This window comes from Neptunomonas marina, from assembly GCF_004005935.1.
In the GTDB taxonomy this organism is placed as follows: Bacteria; Pseudomonadota; Gammaproteobacteria; order Pseudomonadales; family Balneatricaceae; genus Neptunomonas; species Neptunomonas marina.
Map to the genome: position 1 here is coordinate 183,260 of NZ_SACQ01000006.1, position 21,460 is coordinate 204,719.

A 21,460-nucleotide genomic window follows, 5' to 3' on the forward strand; every position below is an offset into this window, starting at 1 on the left:
TTCGTGTATGGGGCAAGTTTTAAAGGTTCTCGTTGTCGATGACTCGGCGTTGATTCGTAAAGTCTTGTCAGAAGTTATTTCATCTGACCCTCGGCTCACGGTCGTTGGCACAGCAGCGGAACCCTATGAAGCGAGAGATAAAATTAAGGCTCTCGCCCCCGATGTTGTCACGCTTGATATTGAGATGCCAAAGATGGACGGCATCACTTTTTTGAAAAACTTAATGCGTTTGCATCCACTGCCGGTGGTTATGTTGTCCACTCTGACGGCGAAAGGTGCAGACGAAACACTCAAAGCGCTTGAACTAGGCGCTATCGACTTTATTCAGAAACCGCAGCTAGGTGCGGCTGGTATGGTGGGAGAGTTTGCCCAAACCCTTAACGATAAAGTAGCAGCCGCGGGTGCTCTGAAGTCGCGCCTTGTAAAACGTGCTCCGCAATTGTCTGTGCCTGTTGCACCGCAAGCGAACACGGCCCCTCCCAGCGCTGGTGAAGGAAAAGAGCTCATTGTTATCGGTTCATCTACAGGTGGAACCGAAGCGCTAAGTGATCTTTTGATGCATCTGCCAGATCAGATGCCACCGATTGTCGTTGCTCAGCATATTCCGGCTACATTTAGCGAACGATTTGCTAAGCGCCTGAATGAGAAAATTCCACTGAGTGTGGTGGAAGCTCAACATGGACAAACGTTGCAGCGTGGCACGGTTTATATTGCGCCGGGTGGCTTTCAGTTGCGTATCAGCCGCCACGGTGCAGCACTTAAGTGCCAAGTGACAGACGATGAGCCTGTTAACCGCCACAAGCCCTCGGTTGAAGCGTTGTTTGATTCGGTAGTTGCAGCGAAAGTGCCCAAAGTACTAGCTGTCATGCTCACCGGGATGGGGAGTGACGGTGCAGCGGCTATGTTGCGTTTGAAGCAGTCAGGAGCTTATACCATTGCGCAAGATGAAGAGAGTAGCCTGGTATGGGGAATGCCTGGGTCTGCGGTCAAACTGGGTGCTGCGGATGAGGTCGCTTCGCTAAATAAAATTCCACGTTCTTTGTTACAGCGGCTACGCTGATATAAGCGCCACCTTTTAACACGCGGCAAAATCAGAAAGGAAGAGATAATGAGTAATAAATGGGGTGTCTTTTTAGCCGTTGCTGCAGCTGCTGTTTTAGTGCTCGGGGAGATACTTGGCTCGCTAGTTTTGCGCTGGGTTGCTGAGGCCGGACTTATCATCGGTTTAGTGGGTGCGCTGCTGCAAAGTCAGTCTGGAAGCGCTGCCACTGAGGGCGCGCCCGAGTCGGTTGAGCAAACGAGAATTGGCCATGTTGATGGTGGTTCGATTAAACCTGCTCTCGATGAAGTGCGCGAAACACTTGAGTTTGAAGCACGCATCATTAACCAAGAGGTGGATCGTGTAGATCATTTGATCAAGGATGCTGTGCAGACCATGGGGTCGTGTTTCCATCAGATGAATCAGCTCTCCTCTGAGCAGGGCAACTGTGTGTTTGAAATCATCAATAAAACTAGCGATAACGGCGATGATGGTTTAAACATGCAGGACTTCTTGAACGATGCCGGAGAGGTGCTCGACCAGTTCGTCGATATGATGGTCATCGTCAGCCGAAATAGCTTGGAAACAGTTCATCAAATTGACGACATGGTTAACCAACTCACTGAGATCTTCAGTCTGATCGAAAGCGTTGAAGGGTTGGCATCTCAGACCAACCTCTTAGCACTGAATGCGAGTATTGAAGCGGCCCGTGCTGGTGAAGCAGGTCGAGGCTTTGCCGTTGTTGCCGACGAAGTTCGTTCGTTGTCGATCAGTTCAGCAGAGTTGAATAGCCAAATCCGCGATAAAATTACCAGCGCGAATGGCTCCATCAGCTTGTTGCGTGAGTCGGTTGGTAAAATGGCATCCTCTGATATTTCTGAAACGATCGAGACAAAAGAGCGGGTCGGAAAGATGCTGGTCAATGTTGGCAGCATGAATACCTTTATCGCTGAACGCGTCGAGAGTATCAGCCAAGTCGGTCAGCAGATGGAAGTAGCGGTGGGCGATGCGACACGCTCGTTGCAGTTTGAAGATATCTCCTCCCAAGCTTTGCAGTCGCTTCATCATAATATTAACTCTTTGCAAGAGATCTCTAATGGTTTGCGGGCGATTCAGTTTATCGATCCAAAAGAAACCAGTGCGCAACTTGAGGAGATCTTAATCACCTGCCGCCGTTTACGTGAGCAGGGTGCCGAGCGGAACCGAGCGCGAACCGTGTCTCAAGTGGATATGGAAGAGGGTGAAGTTGAGCTGTTTTAACCCGTTATTACTACCTACTGCAGGAGATAACTATGCCTATTAGTGCTTCAGTTTCCGATGATAAACGCCATGTGAATATCAGTATTTCCGACCGGTTTGACTACAGCTTGCATCAGCCGTTTCGTGACAGCTACAAAGACGTCAAGCAGAGTGGCGTGACGTATAAACTCGACTTAAGCCAAGCCTCATATATGGATAGTTCCGCCCTAGGTATGGTGCTGCTGCTGAAGGAGCATGCAGATGGGCAAGGAAGTAAAGTTGTGATTGCTAAACCTCATCCCTCTGTTGCGAAAATTCTTAAGATCGCCAACTTCGACCGCTTCGTAACGATTGAAGCGTAGGAGTGTCCTGTGAGTGAGCTGTCCACCAAAATAAGCACCATTCTCATCGTTGATGATTTAGCGGCAAACCGGAACTCAATGGCTGCCATGCTCGAGGGGCCTGATGCTCAAATACTGCTAGCAGATAGCGGTGAGCAAGCCATTGAGCTTTACCGCCAGCACCGCCCCGATGTTATTTTGATGGATATTGTGATGCCGGGAGTCGATGGTATTGAGGCCACCCGTCGCATCAAAGAGGAAGCCGGTGACCGCTTCGTGCCTATCATTATGGTAAGCAGCTCCGAACACGAGGCGGTGATTCGTAAAAGCATTAGTGCAGGTGGGGATGATTTTATTTGTCGCCCGTTTTCGACGGAGATCTTAAAGCAAAAGATCTATGCAATTCAGCGTATCAGCAAGCTGTACGGTGAAATACGCGAACTCAATAGTATCCGCAATCGCGAAGAGGAAGTGGCAGAGCAGTTGTTTAGTGGTGCTGTTGAACAGGGCAATGTGTGCCTTGACCAAGTTAAGCTGCACAAACAGCCGGCTTCTACTTTTAGTGGTGATGTGCAGCTAACAGCGCGCCGCCCTAATGGGGACTTAAATGTCCTGTTAGGTGATTTTACTGGCCACGGCCTCACCTCTGCTGTTGGCGCAATTCCCTTAGCGGAGACCTTCCGAGCCATGACCGCTAAGGGGTATGAGGCGGAGGATATCCTTAAGCAAATTAACAGCAAGCTTAGTACGTTGCTGCCAACTGGGATGTTTCTCGCGGCAGCTTTCGTCACCATTTCTCAAGATGGTTACTGTTCGTTTTGGAATGGCGGGATGCCTGATATTTTGGTGCTGTCACCTGAGGGCGATGTGGTGTTACGCATCGAGTCTTCGGATCCTCCTTTGGGTATCACGCTTCGTTTGGATCAGTTGATCGTGAAGCGTGTGACATTAGATGCGCAATCGAGAATTCTAATGGTGAGTGATGGTGTCCTTGAAGCGCGGAATCTTGAGGGTGATTATTTCGGCGAAAAGCGGCTGCTCTGGGCAGCTAAGCAGGGATGTAAAGAAGAGCAGCTTATTAAGCGTGTGACCCGCGCTGTGGAGCTGTTTTCGCGTGGTCACGTGCAGGAAGATGATATTTCGTTGATTGAGGTGCCAGCGCATCTGGATTTAGAAGAGGCTCCGGTTGCCGGTGCTGTGCAAGCACCGGGTGAAACGATCGAAGAGGGCGCGCGTTGGGAGTGGCGCATTCGCTTGCATGGCAGCAACCTCAAACGGCTCAATCCCGTTGCCATCGGTATGAGTCACCTACAAGAGATAGAGGGGCCGAGCGACCACTGGCATGATGTATTTACGATCTTAACGGAACTTTATGTTAACTCGTTGGATCATGGTGTTTTGCAGCTATCATCGGAGATGAAGGCCAGCCCAGAGGGTTTTGCAGAGTACTTCTCTGAGCGGGAGCAGCGGCTCAATGCAATAAGTCCCGACTCCTACATTGAGTTGCAGTTAACGCATATTAAAGAGTTTGATGGTGGACGTTTGTCTATCTTCATTCAGGACAGTGGCGAAGGTTTCCCCTTCGATGAGTGGCTGTCGAAAGAGCCAAATAGTAACGAAGATGCTCAGCCGAAGCTCTCCGGACGCGGTATCACTCTCATTCGGGAGTTGTGTGAATCTCTTCATTATTACGACGATGGCCGCTGCGCTGAAGCTGAGTTTGTTTGGCGGTCTTAAGCGTAAAATTGCGCTAGATCAATAGTTCAAATTTTGATCGGGTGGCAGGCATATTAGTATTGAGCCATATCAATTCTAACGCTCCGGGAGCGGTGTAATCTGAACCCAAGTTGATAAGAAATTCACGAAGGTGGCGGTTATGTTTGGTATGGATCCCTATGTTTTTGAAACTCTGTGGCCAAGCCTGTTAGGTGTAGCTGGTATGGCGGGTGTAATGGTATGGGCATTCTTTAAAGTACGTTCTTTGATGAACGAAGATAAAGTAGAAAAGTAAGCCCTAGCCATAAGCATATGAAAAGCTCGCTTAAATAGCGGGCTTTTTTATTGCCTCCTCGATAAGGTAGTTGAGCAAGAGGGCAGGCGGTTTAAGAGGCCGTCGAGTCTCTTGAACTGTGAGTTTGTCGACTCTAATATCGCCGCATGACTATGCACCTTAAAAGAGTTCTCCCACCTGACTTTCCTGCATTACAGCGCTTTTACAAGCAAGCCGGTTATAAAGGCAAGGCTTCGACACGCGATGAAAACTGGGTTTTAGTTGATGATAACGAAGTGATCTGTGCAGCGGCGCGTATCGTTCTCCAAGCTAATGAACGTATTTTGCGTGGCGTTTGGGTGACAGCTGATGTTCAACATCAGGGAATTGGCAGTGCTTTGCTACGGCAGTTATCAGACGGCGGACATTTAGCTCAATGCTACACCTTTCCGTATCAGCACTTAGTTAGCTTCTATCAACGCGCTGGGTTTGCTGAGGTGGCAGCAACGCCTCATCTGATGCCGTTGCTGCAGCGATATAATCGCGACGGGCAAAAAGTCGCTCTAATGCGCTATATGGGTAGCTAGCGTACTTAGGTAGCTGGGGTCGCTTCAGTTGCTTGATCCGCTTGGTTTTTCGCGGAGTGATTTTCGGTGTCGGCATCGCCAGCCTCTGAAGGCTTTTTCTTGGTTTGTTGCTTCGCTGCGGATGGCTCAAAGGTGAAAACCTGCCCCAGTTCGAAGAGGAATCGGCCAAATGCCCCTTGCGGATAGTCACGATAATAGTGCTTGCTGACAAACGTGTTCATGCTATTGCGCTCTTGGGGAAACTGGATTACCGCAGACACCACCGCGCCGAGTATGGCCACGAGGTGCACCAGCCCGATACCGGACATAGGCGTTTGGGCGGCGGCTGCCGAAACGTCGCCAGACAATAGTGCGCTAAATACATTGCTAGGCCATAGATCCCCCAAACGATAGTAGCTTAAAAAGCTATCGCCATGGCTCAGATCAATAGGCATCAGCCCTAAGCGCTCGGCAAAGAATAGCCCGCCTGTGCTGGCGATTAAGCCAACCACGAGTCCGGCTGCGAGCCGACCCAACTTATAAAACAACCCCACCAGCAATAACGTGACGGCAGCCAGCCCTGCTCCTGCTACTCGATAGTCTAACGCGTTAGCGTCAGAGAATTTGAGACCAACTTGAAGAGCAACAGGCAGCGCCAAGAATATACTGATGGTTAGCACTGTCAGCGCTTTCATTGTGAGGAGAAAGCCGGGTAGCTGGCGAAAACAGAGGAAGGAGAGCAGCACGATTAAGAATGAGGAGGCGCCGTTCAGTGCCAGTGAAACGGTATCTTTGCCAAATAAGTTAACAACCAGCCAAAGTGTAACGCTCATCGCTGCCAGCAACAGCAGCGTCAGTGTGAGTTGAGATGCCCGATAGGTGATCCAGCGCGCTAGCGTAACACCGCGCAAAAATAGCACTGCACACAGAGCAAGCAGGGCAAGATCGAGATAACGGCTATATTGCTCCATCGCGTTCGGTAGCCCGGAAAATGCGGTGAAAATGGTCTGCAATATAGGTTCCATGAGTCTTTCCTGATAGCAATCTGCGACAAAGAGGCGCCAATCTTAACAAGGGATAGCTGAATGCTAGATAATTAAGCACAGAAGACATGTTATAGCCCGGTATAAGTTTAGTGCGCTGACATGACAAAAAGATCACTCACAAGGTGCAACCTATGACCCGAGCTGAGCGCAGCTGCGCAGTAACGATACGTATCCCCGAGCGCTTGTATAGTCGGCCGGCTCTGCTAAGTTGTGAGCAGCCTTTTATCCTCACAGCATGGCCACTTCAGACTAAAACGACGGTTGAAACTCTTATTGCGCAGCGTTTCTCTAATTTATTAGCTCAAGCTCCTCAATTGTGTGCTGCAGGTTGCATTACCGTTAACGGCGAGCCTTGCACGATGCCGACAGTACTTCTAGAGGGGGCGCAACTCTGTATCGAGCTACCCAGCCATCAAGAGGAACCTGTGGATACCCGCTGGGAGCTACTTTGGGAAAATGACCAGCTCATGGCTGTGTTCAAGCCGCCCCTCTTGCCGGTGAGCCGCACTACGCGCAACCTTTTCAATACCCTTATTTCTATGATCCGCCGTCAGACGCCTTACTATGATGCTCGGTTGCTCCATCGGTTAGATACTGAAACGGCTGGCATTTTGCTGGTGGCAAAGGATGCGGAGGCTGACCGCTATTGGAAGCCGCGTTTAGGGCAACTGATGATCCGTAAACTATATCGCGCGGAAGTATCAGGTGTGCCTAGTTGGAATGCCATTCAGGCCGATAACTATTTGGCTACACGTGAGCACAGCCCTATTCGCAGTCAAGTCTATGTTGCGCCGAGCCAAACAGCGGTTGGTTATATAAAGCCCAAATTAGCGAGCAGCAAGTTTCGTGTTACGAGCCGAGGGCCAGAGACTAGCGTCCTCGAGTGTGAGTTGCTGACCGGCCGCAAGCATCAAATTCGAGCGCAGCTTGCAGCCCTAGGGCACCCCATTGTTGGTGACAAAATTTATCAACATCAAGGTAAGTATTATCTCAAGCGCTTACAGCAGCCGCTAAGTCGCCAAGATTTTGCCAGCTTAGGTGGCTTATATCATCGCTTGGTGGCCGTAGAGCTTACTCTAGATTTGGCGGCTTAGCGCTTTATAAGCTTCGCTGTTGTAGCTCGCTCTGATAGAAGTGGCGCTGGGCACAATTGATGTACCCCATCAATTCCGCGGCCTTAAGTGCATGTGCTGGGTAGTTATAGTCGATACATACATCGACTCCGGCAATCCAGATACGGCGCACAAATTCTGGTGTTGGCGTGGCCGACAGAAAGCATAGGGTTGGAAAGCCCTTAATTCGCCCCAGTCTCGCTAACTGGTCTAACGCTAGGTGCTGCATGCAATCTGAGGCAGGTAGTAGCATTAACAGAAGATCAGGGTCTTGTTCGAGAATCGCTTGCATAAAGTTGCTCGCAAGCGCCTGTTGGTTTACCAGCTCGACACCCGCAGGTGCGAGTGCCAGCGCAAGATGATTTTTATCTGCTTGGTTACCACCAATGAGAATGGCCGTTTCACTACTTGATGTCCTTGCTTGTGATTGCATCGTTGAGATCTCTGGATAGCAGCCTTGATCTCTCTTTAGTCAGCAATAGGTATACCAATCCGTGTCAGCTAGCGGTAAGTCGCGCTAAACAGTGGGCTTTTTAAAACGAGCCGTTATTGTAAGCGCCATATCTGTGCTTCATTTTGGGGCATGAAGAGATGTTTTGGTGCAGTTGTTTTATATAAAGCACTGATGTGGTGCGCATGTTGTGCTGTTGATTGGGGTTGTGTATCACCAGCGGTTTGCTAACGCTGCTTAGGAATTCATCAAAATTTGCGAAGCGCCTATTTATGGGCTTTGTAGCGCTGTTAGAGCAGTAGTCGACAGGCTTATCCACAAAAGGTGTGTGTAACTTTAGTCTTATAAAGGAGCTATTGCTCTTTTGGCCAATGCACATGATGCTCGTCGATGGTGAAAGGGTGCTTATGCTTAACCGTCGCATGATGGTGCATATGGGTATGTGGCTCAGGGCCCTCCCAACCTTCATGTGCATGCTGGTGGTGCGCATCGTGTATATGTGGGTGCGTATGGTCCAGTGCTTGATGCTCATGCCAGATCGCTTCAGGCTCAGCCTTTGCCCACTGTTGGCTGGCAATTAAGATCGCCACTGCTGCCATGGCCGCCAACATCACAAAAGTTTCAGTTAAGCCAAGTTGGGCTCCCAGCTGACCCGCGAGCAGGTAGCCAATCAGCCACATGCCGTGCGTCAGCGCAAAGTTAGCGGCAAAAAAGTCGTTTCTATCCCCAGCTTGGCAGGAGTCTCGGATCACTTTACCAGTAGGGATTAAGACTAAAGAGGTCGCAAAGCCGATGACTACCCACAGTGGAAACAGGCTCACATAGCTATGCGGTGCGGCCCCTAAAAGCAGCGATAGTGGAAAGAGTAGCGCGCCGCTCAGCATGAGGTTTCGGTCATTGAAGCGTTGCATCAGCGCAGGTAAAAGCAGCGCTGCTGCAATTGAGCCCACACCGGTCGCCATCATCAAAAGGGGAACCGCCTCTTCGCTAAGGCCAAGCACCTCTCGAACGTACACAACCGTATTCACGATCACCATCGCCCCGGCTAATGAAAGCGCTAAGTTCAACGCAAGGACACCCCGTAAGCGCGGCGTTTTGAGATAGCTATGTACGCCGAAGCTGATACGGTGCCAAACTCCGCCGCCTCTCTCAGTGGTTTGCGCAATGGGCAGTGTAACTAAGCCGATAAACGCTGCCGCGATCACAAAAGCGATACTGTTAAACGTAAATAGCAAGTCGTAGGGGAGGAGCAGCAGAAGTGCCGCCGCTAATGCTGGGCTGAGCAGAGCTTCCATCTCCGTGGCGAGGCGCGATAGCGATAATGCCTGATTGTAGCTTTGCTCCTCGGGGAGGATATCGGGTAGTAACGCTTGGTAAACAGGTGTGTAGCCTGCGGCTAGGGCATTGAGCAGAAAGATCAGTAGATAGAGTTGCCACGCCTCAGCGATAAAGGGTAGGCAGGCAACCACGCCCGCACGCGCTAAGTTCAACCCCGCCAACCAATACTTACGCGGCAGCAGGGAAGCATAGCTGCCGACAACAGGTGCAATGGTTAGGTAGGCCACCATCTTGACCGCAAGCGCGGTGCCCAGTACCGCACCAGCACTGGTGGGGCTAAGCTCGTAAGCAAGCAAAGCTAAAGCAACCGTTGCCAACCCAGTGCCGGTAAGAGAGATAAGCTGGCTGAAAAAAAGCCAGCGAAAGCGCTTATCACGGAGCGGCTGCAATAGCTCTGGCATGACGGACCTCTTGATATAAGTGCGCCACAGTGGCGCGCTCAGTCTTAGTCCGGGAGTGTTACGTTAAGTTCAAGCACTGAGCATTCATCGTTGTTATCCAGCTGAATCTGTACTTGATCTTCATCGATCTCGACATATTTGCGGATGACGGCAACGATCTCTTGCTGCATCTGAGGCAAGTAGCTAGGGCCTGAACGCTTACCGCGTTCGTGTGCCACGATAATTTGTAAACGCTCTTTAGCAACCGAGGCCGAAGAAGGCTCTTTTTTGCTGCGGAAGTAATCAAAAATACCCACTATTTACCTCCCAAAAAACGGCTCAAGAAACCCTTCTTCTTCTGTACCTCTAGAAAACGATGCTCAACTTGATCACCGAGTAAGCGCGATACTGCGTCATCGTATGCTTGGCCAGCATCGGACTCATTATCTAGAATCACTGGCACACCTTGGTTGGAGGCTTTGAGCACGGCTTCGGATTCTGGAATAACGCCAAGCAGCGGAATCGCGAGGATATCTTCAACGTCTTTCACGCCGAGCATTTCACCGGCTTCGACACGCTCTGGGTTGTAACGGGTTAGCAGAAGGTACTCTTCTACAGGGGCAAGACCTTGTTCCGCGCGGCGTGATTTGCTCTGCAAAATGCCCAAAATGCGGTCTGAGTCACGTACTGATGAAACCTCTGGGTTGGTCGTCACAATTGCGGCATCAGCAAAATAGAGTGCCATCTGCGCGCCTTTCTCGATACCCGCTGGCGAATCACAGATAATGTAATCAAACTCTTCGCTGAGTTCGTTTAGGACTTTCTCCACACCTTCAGTGGTGAGTGCGTCTTTATCACGTGTTTGCGAGGCTGGCAGGATATACAGCGTTTCGTTGCGCTTATCTTTGATCAGTGCTTGGTTTAGCGTCGCTTCGCCGTTGATGACGTTAACAAAATCATAAACGACACGGCGTTCGCAGCCCATGATCAAATCGAGATTACGCAGGCCTACGTCAAAATCGATTACGACGGTTTTATGGCCGCGCTGTGCTAAGCCGGTGCTGATTGCTGCGCTGGTTGTGGTTTTGCCCACACCACCTTTTCCTGAGGTGACGACGATAATCTTAGCCAAGTTGTCCTCCTAAAATTCTGTTGTGCTGCCGTTTACTGACTACTACTGAAACACTACAACGGCATGACGATTAATTGATCATCTTGATAACTGATTTGTGCGGCCTGCTTCCATCGCTCGGCGCGCAGCGCATCGCTGAGCTTAAAGTTTCCGGCAATCGATATAAGCTCAGCCTCTAAGCTTTGGCAAAACACCCGTGCTTGGGTATTGCCCTTTACGCCTGCTAAGGCGCGGCCGCGTAACGGGCCATAAACATGTATGCTTCCGTCCGCGAGAATCTCGGCGCCCTCGCTAACCGGAGCCAAGATAATTAAGTCGGTGCCTTCAGCATATACTTGTTGTCCTGAACGAACAGGGCGCGTCACGATTTTACTCGCGCGCTCGATAATCTTTTCTTCAACGACCGTTTTCACGACCACTTCCGACGCCGCTTTGCTCGGCTCTGGCTCTACAGCCCGCGAGCGTGAGTTAAGCGCAGGTAAGCGCGGTAGGGGTAGCTCTGTAAGCTGCTCGGCTTGTTCATCGTTTAGACGCAGCGCCATGGGCTGAAGGCCACAGTTTTGGCAGTCTTGCAGCAGTGTTGCCAGCAGCGATGGGTCAAGCGTGCTCTCCAGTTTGTCGAGCTGAACAACAATAGGTGATGCAGTAAATAGGGCTGGGGCTTGAGACACCTTCTCCTGTAGCGCATCACGAAATGCTTGGGTGTCGTATTGGTACAGCTCTAAAACGATAGCTGTAACCGCACTTCCTTTCAGTTGGAAGTTGGGCTCATTCATGGAGCAGATCCTTAGACTCTAACCGGTAATGGGGCGCTAGTGCACACACCATCTGTAAAGACGATTAGTTTACCTGCTTACTAGAAATTGAACAGAGGAGGGGGAGTAAAAAAGAGGGAGCGCACAGCAAGCGCTGCGCGCTGGAGAATTTAACCGCGTCGACGGCGCAGACCGAGGCCAGCCGCACCGATCGCAAATAACGCAAGCGAAGAGGGTAGCGGTACAGTGCTGCTATCTTTCGCTAGTGGTGCACCGGCATCTTCAAGCGCTGCAACGGTGAGAGTTTGCCAGTTGTCGTCGTTGTGGCTGAAACGGATCGTGTTGCCGCCGTTACAGCATTTCTCGGCCCAATAGATATCTAGGCTATGTGAGCCTGACGATAGGTTGGTGCTACCCAGTGCGATAATATCGGAGCTATTCCAGTTGTTAGCCCACCAAAGATCATCCGCACGTTGAGTGACTAAGTTACCGTTTAGGTAAATAGCTGCACCGTAGTGGCCATCAAGCCCTGCTTCGAAATCCCAAACGCCATTCAATGCCGTGTCAAAGCTGATGTTGACATGGTTGAACGTGTTATTGCCGGTGAACTGGCCACTGAACCCTGTTAGCGATTGCGAGTTGACGGCATTTGATTGTGCAGCCCAACTTTGTGCCCAATCATTGTTGAACAAGTTGGTTTCAAAAGAGCGTGTCTCTAATGTGATGAGTGCAGCTTGCGCAGAAAGACTTGCCATTAAAAGACAACCACCGAGACCTGCTTTAAGAAACATTTTCTTCATGAATTTAACTCTCTAGTCCGTTAACTGTTTGCGTTTGGCGTGAAGTTTAGAAGAGTATCCTTAATTTTTCTAATATTTTTTCTATATTTGTTTTAAAATTATCCTAAGCTATTGTTTTTATATATTTTTAATTTTTATATTTGTTTTAATTATTTGTTGTTTTGGTGGTTTTTATAGAGTGGCTTTGCTCACGTTTTTTTGTTGGAAGTTGAAACTAGGCGTTAGTCAGCGCTGACGAATGCGCATACAATATGCCCACACAGAATTTAGGGGCTAGGCAATGCAAACAGACTCTCCCATGATTGAAGCGATTGAGGCTTGGGGTTCACCGCTTTTTGTAACGGAGTACCCAGAACATGATTTCTTGAAAGAGGATTTGCTCAGTTATATCTATGCAAGCCAACGCCAACAAACACAGGCGGTGGAAAGCGAGGTTGCGACCACAGCTAAACACCAGCTATTCGAGAGTAAGTTAGATTTTCTGGCCGCAGATAACCCAGCGATTATGGAGCTGCGCCGTATGCTAGAGGAGTTGATTGGCGCGGTTGCCTCACAAGTAAATGCACCTTATTGGCCGCCAGAGGCCGAGGGTGAGGCAGAGATTATCGAATCTTGGTTTCATGTAACCCAAAACGGTGGTTATCACGATGTGCACTCGCATCCAAACTGCTCTTGGTGTGGCATCTACTATTTGGCGCCAGGCGATGCCAACCTAACTGCGCGTAATGGTGTGAATCGTTTTTATGACCCGCGTGGTAATGCAGACCATTACTCGGATGCGGGTTCAGCCTACCTCAACCAGCAGGGCTTTTGGGATTTTGCACCCATTGAAGGGCAGATTGTGATCTTCCCTTCCTATTTGAAACATTCGGCACTGCCGTATTTTGGTGAGCAGGATCGTGTTGTGATCGCCTTTAACAGCGCTGTGACGCTGGTTTGAGACGCTTTCGTCAAGGGCGCTTCTGGGCTATCGTTGCGCCTTCAAGAGCACAGTGAACGCTGCCTTTGCTCAGTCAAAGGCAGGACTAGGGAAAACCAGTTAGCCAAGGTGCGAAGCTATGCGAACGGCCTTTTACATTGCCAGCTTTTTGATCTTCTATGGATCAGCATATCCGTTTATCTTTTCATTAGATAATACCGCGACTGCGCTGAGCGCGTTGTTGAGCAGTGTCTGGGGGCACCCTTCGATTGGCGATATTCTCGGCAACGTGGCGCTGTTTATTCCCTTTGGTTTTCTGGGGTACCTTTACTATCGGCAGCGCGGAAAGAAACGCCGTGAAACGCTGGTCTCTGTAGCGATCGGTGGCCTCTTACTCGCGCTTGTCAGCCAGTTTGTTCAGTTGATCATCCCATCCCGCGACCCCGCGCTCTACGACGTATATTGGAACGCTCTGGGTATGGCCATTGGGGTGGGGGCTGCGCGTTATGAGCCATTGCGCAGCCGTATTTTGCAGCATGATAGCCGCTTAGTTTTCAGTATCCCCATGCTGTTGCTGGTGCTGTGGTTGAGTTATCGCCTTGCGCCGTTTGTGCCAACGATTGATCTGCAAGCCTACAAAAACGCAGTGAAGCCACTGCTGCTCACACCCGAACTGAATTTCTCTCTACTTGTGCTACAAACAGCGGGTTGGATGCTCTATGGGATCGTCTTGTCGATGGCGTTTTTACAGGGCAAAAAGCGGCTGTTAGCGGTTAGCTCAGGTGTCTTGGTACTCGCATTAGAAATGGTGATTGTGGATAACTCAATCGCCTTAACAGATGTGGTGGCACTTGGATTAGCTGCCGCTTGCCTTGCGTTAATCCCACAAACCAAGCTGTTTTATAAGGTGCTGGGGTTACTTCTTTTAGTGGGGTGGTTCTTTGCGGCCATGGCGCCGTTCTCGCTGGTGGTTAGCGAGGCCGTGCTGAACTGGGTGCCTTTCTCGGGCTTTCTGGGTGGTTCGATCATCAAGGGTGTTATCGCGCTTGCGTTTAAGGTATTCGTTTACGCGGGAGCCATGTGGTGCTTAACACGCGGAGGCATTCAACTGCGTAACAGCGCCATGCTTGTATTTGCGTTGGTTCTGATTACTGAGTTTATCCAGATTTTTAACCTCTATCACACAGCAGATATCACCGACCTTATCTACGTTTGGTTTGCTTATTGGTTAAACAAAACGGCTGGGAAAAGTAGCCCTGTTGCCGAGCAGCGTGCAGCAAAAACACCTGTTCCCTCTGCGCCGTTGCCTGAAAAAACTCGCCAGCCGGCTATACCATCCGATAATGCACCGCTAAGCGGTATCTTCTGGGGCGGTGTGGTCGGCGCTATTTTAGCGATTGCATGTGTGAGTTATTTTGTTGTGCGTCTACCCGGCGTGCCCTACAACGTGCGTGAAATGTTTTGGTTAGGTGGCAATAGCCTAGATCTCATCTTCTTTGGCGCCGCTTGGGTATGGCTGGGCGGTGCACCGGCATGGGCTGGCCGCCGTGCAGCACGCTCGCGGATGCCGTGGTTATGGATGTGGATTGCAGGCTTGGGTGTGCCGGTTATCTTTTACTTAATGCTGTCGAATGCGATTACTGGCGAAACCGTGGCTGATCTTGCGGGTTCCAACACCTGGAGCAGCTTCCATGGCATTGAAAACACACTGCGCTTCGGTGCGCTTGTGGCGCCTTTTGCTCTCTTTTTAGCGTTGGCATACCGGTTGGTATTTGCTTATCGCACCGCGAGTAAGATCGAGTTGGATCATCTGGTCAAAATACTGTTGGTGGGTGCATTGGCTGCACTGCCATTGTTGCTTGCGGCGCGCTTTGTCATCTTTGATCTGGCGGTGACGGATAATCTGATCGAGCTCCTCTCTACCGATGGTCTAATCGGCGGCGGTTGGGCGGTCTTAGCGCTGTACCTGCTTATCGCTTGGACGGCAGCCTTTGCTGCGCACTGGCTTGGCACCTCCAGAGGGGCAATTAAAGCCGTTACCGTCTTGCTGGTATCGTTACCTATTAGCTGGTTCTTGCTCAATGCTGCGCTGGCTGATGTGGTGATGAAAGGCGATCTGGTGTTCTCTCCGATCAATTTCTTATTGGCTCCGGAGAAAGATTCCCAGCTTGCTCAGAGTATATTGTTTATGCGCTGGTGTGCTTTGATGGCGGCAGCGCAGATCGGCTTTATTGGTATCGGCAGGCTTTATTTGTACACCCATAGCCGAGGACGGGTCGCAAAACGCGTCGTTCAAGATACAACGCAGCCCGTAGTTCCTGCGCCAGTGCCTCACTCGGATGAGACCCTCGAACTGAATATCCACCTTGATCAGCTGAATTTCCTAACAGAGTTAGGTGAGGCACGGGGCGATACGCTATCAGGGACACTCAATGCAGTGATCGGCCGCTTTGGCGACGGTGCGCAACGCAAAGAGCAAGCGGCCGCTATCGCCATGCAGCTTAGTAAAACCGCCATGGCGACCAACAAAGCAGGGTTTACCCAAACCCATGTAGAGCTCAGCGCAGAAAACGCCGCGTTATTGAATGATGTTGCGCGTATCTTGGGAATGAGCCCTTCGCGTGTTCTGCGCCGCCTAGTGGCGCTGTTTATGGCGGAGTGCTGGGCAGACTAAGTTTCGCTCTAAGGTCGCAACGGTGCGTTGGTTCGTGATTTAAACGTGATAAATGGCTCGCATACTGGTCACTGATCGTTCAATTGATAACGACAACACAAGGAGATCAGGTATGCGAACAAAATTCATGGCGCTCTGCTTGGCAGTGTGTACCACGACTGCTGTACAGGCGGACAATAGTGCTGGCGTGACATCCGTAAAAAGTATGCACAGTGTTGCTGAAACGACCCAGCGTTTTGAGCAGATACTGGCCGCGAAAGGCATGACGTTATTCACTGTCATCGACCATCAAGCCGGGGCACAAAAAGCGGGCCTTTCACTACGTGATACACAGGTTGTGATCTTTGGTAACCCAAAAGTGGGAACACCCTTGATGCAGTGCGAACAGCAAGTTGCGTTGGATTTGCCGCAAAAAGCCTTAATTTGGGAAGATGAGCAGGGCGATGTGTGGTTTAGTTACAACGAACCGAGCTACCTAAAAAGCCGCCACCGTATTGCTGGCTGTGATGCTGTACTGAAAAAGGTTTCGGGCGCGTTGGCTAAGTTTGCCCAAGCAGCGACTCAGTAGCCTCCAACAGCCAGCTATATTGGCTGTTAGCTGGCTGCTTGATCCTTGGCTATGGCAGCGATATGCTCCGGGCCAATACCACAACACCCACCAATCAAGGTGGCGCCTAGCTGCTGCCACTCACGTACCCAAGCTAAATGTGCTTCAGGGGTGATGTCGGCGCGCATCGCATTAAGATCGTTATTTGCATCCAATGCCTGCGGAGCAGGTGCAAAGGCGTTTGCGTAGGCTCCTAGCTGAATGGGCTTATCGATGGCTTTGAGCGCGGTGGCCGCGGTGCGAATTGCATCGGCGATCACCTCTGGCTGGCAGCAATTAAATAAAATGGCATCGACCCCCGCATTGGCTAGCGCAATCACCGCATCAGCGACCGGCTCGCCAGAGCGCAGCATAGGTTGATCTACTGGATGGCTATCTTCCAAGGTAAAAGAGACCCAGTAAGGACGCGGCGGTTTATCGAGCTCATCCACCAACGCTTTTACAAACAGCCCCTCTTCGATTGAGCTGACCGTCTCGTTTATCCACAGATCAACACTATCAGACAGCGCACTGATCAGCGGGCGAGCGATTGTGCCAGCAAGGTTTGCATCAAACAGATCTGGCCGATAGGAGCCAAATAGCGGCGGGATTGACCCAGCAACCGCTACCTCGTGCTCACTACTATCCGCCGCTTGGCGCGCGGCGTTAACCGCAGCACGAGCCAGATGTGCGCACTCTGTTGTAAAGCGCTGTTCGCCGATATGAAAGGGCACGAGTGCATAACTATTGGTGGTAATGAGGCGAGCGCCCGCCTCGATAAACGCGGTATGCACAGCGGTGACAACCTCAGGCGCTTCCATCATTGCCAAAGCCGACCACTCCGGCTGCTGGAAAGGAGCCCCGCGGCGCTCCAACTCACGCCCCATACCGCCATCTAAAATCGTAACTGCGCTCATAACCCGTTTCCATCGCTTGATCAGACCCCAAACTATAGCGCAAGCCATCTATCCACAGCTAGCGATGAGGCGGTGTTCACGAAGGCCTGTAAGCATAGCTACCCCATCCGCTGACCGAGCAGTGACTTGCGCGCTCATCATGGCTTTAAAGCCCCGAATACCCAACGCTTGTTTGAGTTAAGTTGTTGATAAGTTATACAGCGCTAGGCAAACTAACTGTAGTTAAGCCATGAAGGCTAAGGGATTAAGACGTCACAGGAAATGACGATGGAATGGACAATCATCTTCGCAGTGCTGATTTTTATCGTACTGTTCTTCTTAAAAAGCATTGCTTCAAACTCTGCTCGCAAGCCAGACAGTGCTCTAGGCTACCGCAAAAAGAAAACCTTCTTCACCCAAGCTGAGCGCTCGTTTCTGGGTGTACTGGATCAATGTATTGATCCTGCTAAACATCGTGTTTTTGGCAAAGTACGTGTTGCCGATATCGTTGAGCCAAACCCAACCAAAAACCGCAGTGAATGGAGCCGTGCCTTCGGGAAAATCAAAGCCAAACACTTTGATTATGTGATCTGCGCTGCCGATACCCTCAAACCCGTTTGCGCCATCGAGTTGGATGATAAAAGCCACAGCCAGAAGAAACGCCAACAGCGTGATCAGCTTTTAGAAAGTGTTTGTAACGATGCGGACCTTCCGTTGATTCGCGTGCCAGCGAAACGCAGTTACAAGCTAGAGGAGGTTAAAGCGCTAGTGATGAAGGGTTTTGATAGCGCATGCTATGGGTATAAAAAGAACTCTGTAGACAGGTGTTCTTCAAAAATAAAGACTCGGTCTGTACTTCAATACTTTTGGTAGGGCTATTAGGTAGTAAAAGTTACTCTACCCTCAGTCATTCAGAAAAAACCTAAGAATAGCGCTGAATTTGATTGTGAAAACTGAAAGTTGAAGTGCTGAAGCGGGCGGAGTTCGCGTGGTTAGATAATAGAAGGTAGCTGTGCCTTCTTTCTGTCAAAGTAGCTTCCTTAATCGGAAAAAATACCGGGGAATGGTTTATGACGGTTAGTGTTTTACACTTGAGTGATATTCATATCAAGACAGATGATACTCATCTTCTACTTGAAGCTGACGAGATCGCTGCCTCTTTCTTTGAGGTCTATAGGTCTAGTGATAGATGTATGATTATCGTTACAGGGGATGTGGCATATGGAGGGATTGAAGAGGAATATGACCTCGCGAAAGTGTTTTTTGATAAGATAAAAGAAAGCCTATTAAAGGAAAAAGAAATTCCTATTGATTTTTTTTTAGCCCCAGGTAACCACGATTGTAAGCTAGTTCCTGAGGATGTAATCAGAAGTACAGTTATTGCTGCTATACATAGTGAAAACTCCAAAGCGAAAGACCCTGATATAGTTGAAAAGTGTGTTTCTGCCCAGAAGTTTTTTATAAAATTCTCTGATAAGTTAAATCCCAATATTAAATTTTTTAAAGACCCTCTCTGGGAGGAATATGAAATTCAGGAGGGATCGAAAGTAATTAGGGTGTCAATAATAAATGCCTCTTGGATGTCTGTTCTTAAAGAGAGACCTGGAACTCTAGTGTATCCTATAGAAAACTATGAGCACTTGTTTCAAGGAAAATACGATCATCGGTTTACTCTTATTCATCATCCAATGAACTGGTACTGTCAGGATACCTATCACAACTTCAGGAGACTTATACAGCAACATTCTAGTATAGTTTTTTCCGGTCATGAGCATTCTGCCCTAACTAGCAACATAACTACATCGAATAACACTAGTACTCTATTTTTTGAAGGAAAAGCCCTTGCACCACACTCTATGGGGAGTGAGGCCGGTTTCTCTGCACTATTGGTTGATGTAGATTCAGGGGACGTAAGGTATTGTTCCTATACAAGAACGAGTGAAGGCTATGAAAAAGACTCTGCCTATGATCATTCTGCCAGTCTTTATGAAAAATCTTCACCGCACTCCATTACTGACGGATTTATTCATGAGTTGAAAGACCCAGGAGCGAGTCTGTCGCTACCTTCTAAAAGCCAAGTATCGATTTCAGATATTTTTATTTCTCCTGAATTAGACTGCTTGGATACTGGAAAGTCTGTAAGTTTAGACGATATCGATCCTGTAGGTAAGAAAATATTAATTACAGGTGATGATCAAACAGGAAAAACGAAAACATTACATAATCTTTACTTCACTTTGCATGAGCGGGAAGTTTATCCTATCTATATAGACTGTAGAAACATTAAAAGGTCTACCTCAAATAGTATGCGTAAAGCAATCCTTAAAGCTATAGAGCATCAGTACAAAAGGCCAGAGAAGTTAAATTTATTAAGAAAATCTAATAAGGCTATTCTTTTAGATAACTATGAAGAAATTGGAGCATTAGTAAAAGGCCTCGACTCAATATTTCAGTATATTAATGACAATTATGGCACTGTGATCATTGCTTGCAACAGTATGTTTATCACAGCCTCAATAGCATCAAGTAAACAGCGATCTTATCTCATTGACTTCAAAAGTTATAAAATAAAAGATTTTGGCTGCAATCTGAGATATCAGCTTATAAAAAAATGGCATCTTCATGAGTACGAGGATGGACATGCTCAAACGGAGCAAGAATTTGAAAATAAAATTCATAATTCAGAAAAAACTATAACTACCGTTTTAGGCAAAAATTTAGTTCCTTCTAGGCCCTTATACTTGTTGACATTACTCCAAAGCTCATCTTCGCAAACTAAAGAAGAGCTCAGTAGTTCAGGGATGTCATACTACTATCAGTTTTTAATTACTAAAAGTTTGGATGAGGCTGGTGTGGGGCAAGGTAGCTTTGATGTCATGTTTAACTACTTATCTCATTTAGCTTGGTTTTACCGTGACCAAGAATGTGATTCGCTAGACGAGAGCGAACTCAATAAGTTCAATAAACAGTTCTCTGATAAATTTACGACTATAAAATTTGAGCAGCAGTTGGGGACTCTAATAAAGGCAAAGATACTAATTTATAATGGAGGATTCTATAGTTTTGCATATCCTTATATAAAATTTTTCTTTTTAGGTAAATATTTTGCAGACCACATTGAAGATGAAGAAATAATTTCCATAATTAATCAATCCTGTGAAAATTTGAGCACCCGCGATAACTCGAATATTATATTATTTTTGACGCATCATAAGAATAGTGATTGGGTCGTAGATAGTATTTCTGATAATCTTAGTAACTGTTACTATGATTATAGTCCGATTGAGTTCAATAGTGATACTATATGTCTTAATGATATTATTGGCTCAGTATCTGAAGTAGTTATATCTGATTTGAATGTTGAAGAGAATAAAAAACAACAAAGGAAAAGATCAGAGGAAATTGATTATGAACCTAAAGAAGAGCAGCTTGATAAAGGTAGTGAGGAATATAATAGATCTATAGATGACCTGTTTAAGCTACTCAGATCATCCGAAGTATTAGGACAGATATTAAAGAATTATTTCGGCTCTATAACTCGTGAAAAGAAAAATGAATATTTGACCGAAACGGTGAATGCACCGTTAAGACTTCTAGGCTTCTTTATTTCTGAAATAATGAAAGATCCTGATAATCTAGCTCATCAAATTGAATCCAGATTGACAGAAATGAATAGCAGTCTATCTAAAGCTGAAGTTAAAGAGATTTCTGCTCAATTTATTTCCGAGATTATTAATATAACTTGCACTGGGTTAATCTCAAAAACAGCGGAAGTCATAGGTTCGGATAAACTTAAAGAGGATATTGACTTCTTAGTAGGTAGAAGCGATAACAACGCTTACAAATTAATACAAGCAGCTGTTTCGCTGATATCCCCTTCAAAACCACCAATAGAAACGCTGAAAAAACTAGCCAAAAGCTTACAAGACAACCCTCTTGCATTTAAAGTTCTCCAGAGTTTGGTTTTGTATCACATACATATGTTCCATACTCCTGAAAGCGAGAAACAGGCATTGGGGCATTTAGTTAAAGTAAACCTTAAACCTATACACTTAAGGCCATCAATAAAAGGTAATTAGTGGGATCAGTCTAGAGGTTTAAGTTATTTGAAAGCCCAGACCTAAGCCTGGGCTTTTCATTTCAAGTGCCTTTCTTACAGCAATCCTAAAAGTAGAGCTTCCTCGTCACTCGAAATA

General features: G+C 48.3%; 20 protein-coding genes. 12 read left to right on the plus strand and 8 right to left on the minus strand.

Annotated elements, in window-relative coordinates:
* Positions 1–7: 7 nt before the first annotated feature.
* From EOE65_RS13565 to EOE65_RS13585, 6 genes are all read left to right on the plus strand, one after another.
* Complete coding sequence (locus tag EOE65_RS13565) at positions 8–1,060, plus strand: protein-glutamate methylesterase/protein-glutamine glutaminase (protein ID WP_127694858.1); 1,053 nt, start codon at positions 8–10, stop codon at positions 1,058–1,060.
* 48 nt (positions 1,061–1,108) lie between these two features.
* A complete protein-coding gene (locus tag EOE65_RS13570) occupies positions 1,109–2,299 on the plus strand; it encodes a methyl-accepting chemotaxis protein (protein ID WP_127694859.1) in 1,191 nt (396 codons plus the stop codon).
* Between the two features lie 32 nt (positions 2,300–2,331).
* The gene (locus EOE65_RS13575; RefSeq protein ID WP_127694860.1) at positions 2,332–2,640 is read left to right on the plus strand and encodes an STAS domain-containing protein; all 309 of its coding nucleotides are present in this window, start codon (positions 2,332–2,334) and stop codon (positions 2,638–2,640) included.
* A gap of 9 nt (positions 2,641–2,649) precedes the next feature.
* Positions 2,650–4,356 carry an ATP-binding SpoIIE family protein phosphatase gene (locus EOE65_RS13580; protein ID WP_127694861.1) on the plus strand — a complete coding sequence of 569 codons (1,707 nt, stop codon included), beginning with the start codon at positions 2,650–2,652 and terminating at the stop codon, positions 4,354–4,356.
* Positions 4,357–4,495: 139 nt separating this feature from the next.
* Positions 4,496–4,630 (plus strand): hypothetical protein, encoded by a 135-nt coding sequence (locus EOE65_RS18355; protein ID WP_276317524.1) that lies wholly within the window; start codon positions 4,496–4,498, stop codon positions 4,628–4,630.
* Positions 4,631–4,782: 152 nt separating this feature from the next.
* Complete coding sequence (locus tag EOE65_RS13585) at positions 4,783–5,196, plus strand: GNAT family N-acetyltransferase (protein WP_164847114.1); 414 nt, start codon at positions 4,783–4,785, stop codon at positions 5,194–5,196.
* Positions 5,197–5,201: 5 nt separating this feature from the next.
* On the opposite strand, the gene EOE65_RS13590 is transcribed toward EOE65_RS13585, so the two are convergent.
* Positions 5,202–6,200: a hypothetical protein gene (locus EOE65_RS13590; RefSeq protein WP_127694863.1), complete on the minus strand. Its 999-nt coding sequence runs from the start codon at positions 6,198–6,200 to the stop codon at positions 5,202–5,204.
* A 152-nt stretch (positions 6,201–6,352) separates the two neighbouring features.
* Between EOE65_RS13590 and EOE65_RS13595 the strand changes: the two genes are divergently transcribed.
* A complete protein-coding gene (locus tag EOE65_RS13595; protein WP_127694864.1) occupies positions 6,353–7,315 on the plus strand; it encodes an RluA family pseudouridine synthase in 963 nt (320 codons plus the stop codon).
* Positions 7,316–7,319: 4 nt separating this feature from the next.
* On the opposite strand, the gene EOE65_RS13600 is transcribed toward EOE65_RS13595, so the two are convergent.
* The 6 genes from EOE65_RS13600 to EOE65_RS13625 form a co-directional block, all read right to left on the minus strand.
* Entirely contained in the window at positions 7,320–7,766 is a 447-nt protein-coding gene (locus EOE65_RS13600; protein WP_127694865.1) for a hypothetical protein, read from the minus strand.
* 371 nt (positions 7,767–8,137) lie between these two features.
* A complete protein-coding gene (locus EOE65_RS13605) occupies positions 8,138–9,523 on the minus strand; it encodes an MFS transporter (protein ID WP_127694866.1) in 1,386 nt (461 codons plus the stop codon).
* Positions 9,524–9,567: 44 nt separating this feature from the next.
* Complete coding sequence (gene minE, locus EOE65_RS13610; RefSeq protein ID WP_127694867.1) at positions 9,568–9,819, minus strand: cell division topological specificity factor MinE; 252 nt, start codon at positions 9,817–9,819, stop codon at positions 9,568–9,570.
* Positions 9,819–10,634, minus strand: a complete 816-nt coding sequence (gene minD / locus EOE65_RS13615) for a septum site-determining protein MinD (RefSeq protein ID WP_127694868.1) — start codon at positions 10,632–10,634, stop codon at positions 9,819–9,821. Before minD ends, minE begins: the two co-directional genes overlap by 1 nt.
* A 53-nt stretch (positions 10,635–10,687) precedes the next feature.
* Positions 10,688–11,410 carry a septum site-determining protein MinC gene (minC, locus tag EOE65_RS13620; RefSeq protein WP_127694869.1) on the minus strand — a complete coding sequence of 241 codons (723 nt, stop codon included), beginning with the start codon at positions 11,408–11,410 and terminating at the stop codon, positions 10,688–10,690.
* A 149-nt stretch (positions 11,411–11,559) separates the two neighbouring features.
* The gene (locus tag EOE65_RS13625) at positions 11,560–12,189 is read right to left on the minus strand and encodes a CCXG family PEP-CTERM protein (protein ID WP_127694870.1); all 630 of its coding nucleotides are present in this window, start codon (positions 12,187–12,189) and stop codon (positions 11,560–11,562) included.
* A 280-nt stretch (positions 12,190–12,469) separates the two neighbouring features.
* On the opposite strand from EOE65_RS13625, the gene EOE65_RS13630 reads away from it, so the two are divergent.
* The 3 genes from EOE65_RS13630 to EOE65_RS13640 all read left to right on the plus strand — a co-directional run bounded on the left by EOE65_RS13630 (position 12,470) and on the right by EOE65_RS13640 (position 16,350).
* Complete coding sequence (locus EOE65_RS13630) at positions 12,470–13,129, plus strand: putative 2OG-Fe(II) oxygenase (protein WP_127694871.1); 660 nt, start codon at positions 12,470–12,472, stop codon at positions 13,127–13,129.
* 118 nt (positions 13,130–13,247) lie between these two features.
* Positions 13,248–15,782 carry a VanZ family protein gene (locus EOE65_RS13635; protein ID WP_127694872.1) on the plus strand — a complete coding sequence of 845 codons (2,535 nt, stop codon included), beginning with the start codon at positions 13,248–13,250 and terminating at the stop codon, positions 15,780–15,782.
* 112 nt (positions 15,783–15,894) lie between these two features.
* On the plus strand, positions 15,895–16,350 hold the full coding sequence (locus tag EOE65_RS13640) for a DUF302 domain-containing protein (RefSeq protein ID WP_206052690.1): 456 nt from the start codon (positions 15,895–15,897) through the stop codon (positions 16,348–16,350).
* Between the two features lie 26 nt (positions 16,351–16,376).
* Here the strand turns inward: EOE65_RS13640 and EOE65_RS13645 are convergent, their stop codons facing one another.
* Entirely contained in the window at positions 16,377–17,285 is a 909-nt protein-coding gene (locus EOE65_RS13645; protein ID WP_127694873.1) for a homocysteine S-methyltransferase family protein, read from the minus strand.
* Between the two features lie 267 nt (positions 17,286–17,552).
* On the opposite strand from EOE65_RS13645, the gene EOE65_RS13650 reads away from it, so the two are divergent.
* Complete coding sequence (locus EOE65_RS13650) at positions 17,553–18,137, plus strand: DUF2726 domain-containing protein (protein WP_164847115.1); 585 nt, start codon at positions 17,553–17,555, stop codon at positions 18,135–18,137.
* Positions 18,138–18,334: 197 nt separating this feature from the next.
* On the plus strand, positions 18,335–21,343 hold the full coding sequence (locus EOE65_RS13655; protein WP_127694875.1) for an STAND family AAA ATPase: 3,009 nt from the start codon (positions 18,335–18,337) through the stop codon (positions 21,341–21,343).
* Positions 21,344–21,460: the final 117 nt, after the last annotated feature.

What these genes read in the sequence shown, in the direction of transcription:
- EOE65_RS13565 (WP_127694858.1), top strand. Translation starts at nt 8, where the DNA reads ATGGGGCAAGTTTTAAAGGTTCTCGTTGTCGATGACTCGGCGTTGATT.
- EOE65_RS13570 (WP_127694859.1), top strand. Translation starts at nt 1,109, where the DNA reads ATGAGTAATAAATGGGGTGTCTTTTTAGCCGTTGCTGCAGCTGCTGTT.
- EOE65_RS13575 (WP_127694860.1), top strand. Translation starts at nt 2,332, where the DNA reads ATGCCTATTAGTGCTTCAGTTTCCGATGATAAACGCCATGTGAATATC.
- EOE65_RS18355 (WP_276317524.1), top strand. Translation starts at nt 4,496, where the DNA reads ATGTTTGGTATGGATCCCTATGTTTTTGAAACTCTGTGGCCAAGCCTG.
- EOE65_RS13585 (WP_164847114.1), top strand. Translation starts at nt 4,783, where the DNA reads ATGCACCTTAAAAGAGTTCTCCCACCTGACTTTCCTGCATTACAGCGC.
- EOE65_RS13590 (WP_127694863.1), bottom strand. Translation starts at nt 6,200, where the DNA reads ATGGAACCTATATTGCAGACCATTTTCACCGCATTTTCCGGGCTACCG.
- EOE65_RS13595 (WP_127694864.1), top strand. Translation starts at nt 6,353, where the DNA reads ATGACCCGAGCTGAGCGCAGCTGCGCAGTAACGATACGTATCCCCGAG.
- EOE65_RS13600 (WP_127694865.1), bottom strand. Translation starts at nt 7,766, where the DNA reads ATGCAATCACAAGCAAGGACATCAAGTAGTGAAACGGCCATTCTCATT.
- EOE65_RS13605 (WP_127694866.1), bottom strand. Translation starts at nt 9,523, where the DNA reads ATGCCAGAGCTATTGCAGCCGCTCCGTGATAAGCGCTTTCGCTGGCTT.
- minC (WP_127694869.1), bottom strand. Translation starts at nt 11,410, where the DNA reads ATGAATGAGCCCAACTTCCAACTGAAAGGAAGTGCGGTTACAGCTATC.
- EOE65_RS13625 (WP_127694870.1), bottom strand. Translation starts at nt 12,189, where the DNA reads ATGAAGAAAATGTTTCTTAAAGCAGGTCTCGGTGGTTGTCTTTTAATG.
- EOE65_RS13630 (WP_127694871.1), top strand. Translation starts at nt 12,470, where the DNA reads ATGCAAACAGACTCTCCCATGATTGAAGCGATTGAGGCTTGGGGTTCA.
- EOE65_RS13635 (WP_127694872.1), top strand. Translation starts at nt 13,248, where the DNA reads ATGCGAACGGCCTTTTACATTGCCAGCTTTTTGATCTTCTATGGATCA.
- EOE65_RS13640 (WP_206052690.1), top strand. Translation starts at nt 15,895, where the DNA reads ATGCGAACAAAATTCATGGCGCTCTGCTTGGCAGTGTGTACCACGACT.
- EOE65_RS13645 (WP_127694873.1), bottom strand. Translation starts at nt 17,285, where the DNA reads ATGAGCGCAGTTACGATTTTAGATGGCGGTATGGGGCGTGAGTTGGAG.
- EOE65_RS13650 (WP_164847115.1), top strand. Translation starts at nt 17,553, where the DNA reads ATGGAATGGACAATCATCTTCGCAGTGCTGATTTTTATCGTACTGTTC.
- EOE65_RS13655 (WP_127694875.1), top strand. Translation starts at nt 18,335, where the DNA reads ATGACGGTTAGTGTTTTACACTTGAGTGATATTCATATCAAGACAGAT.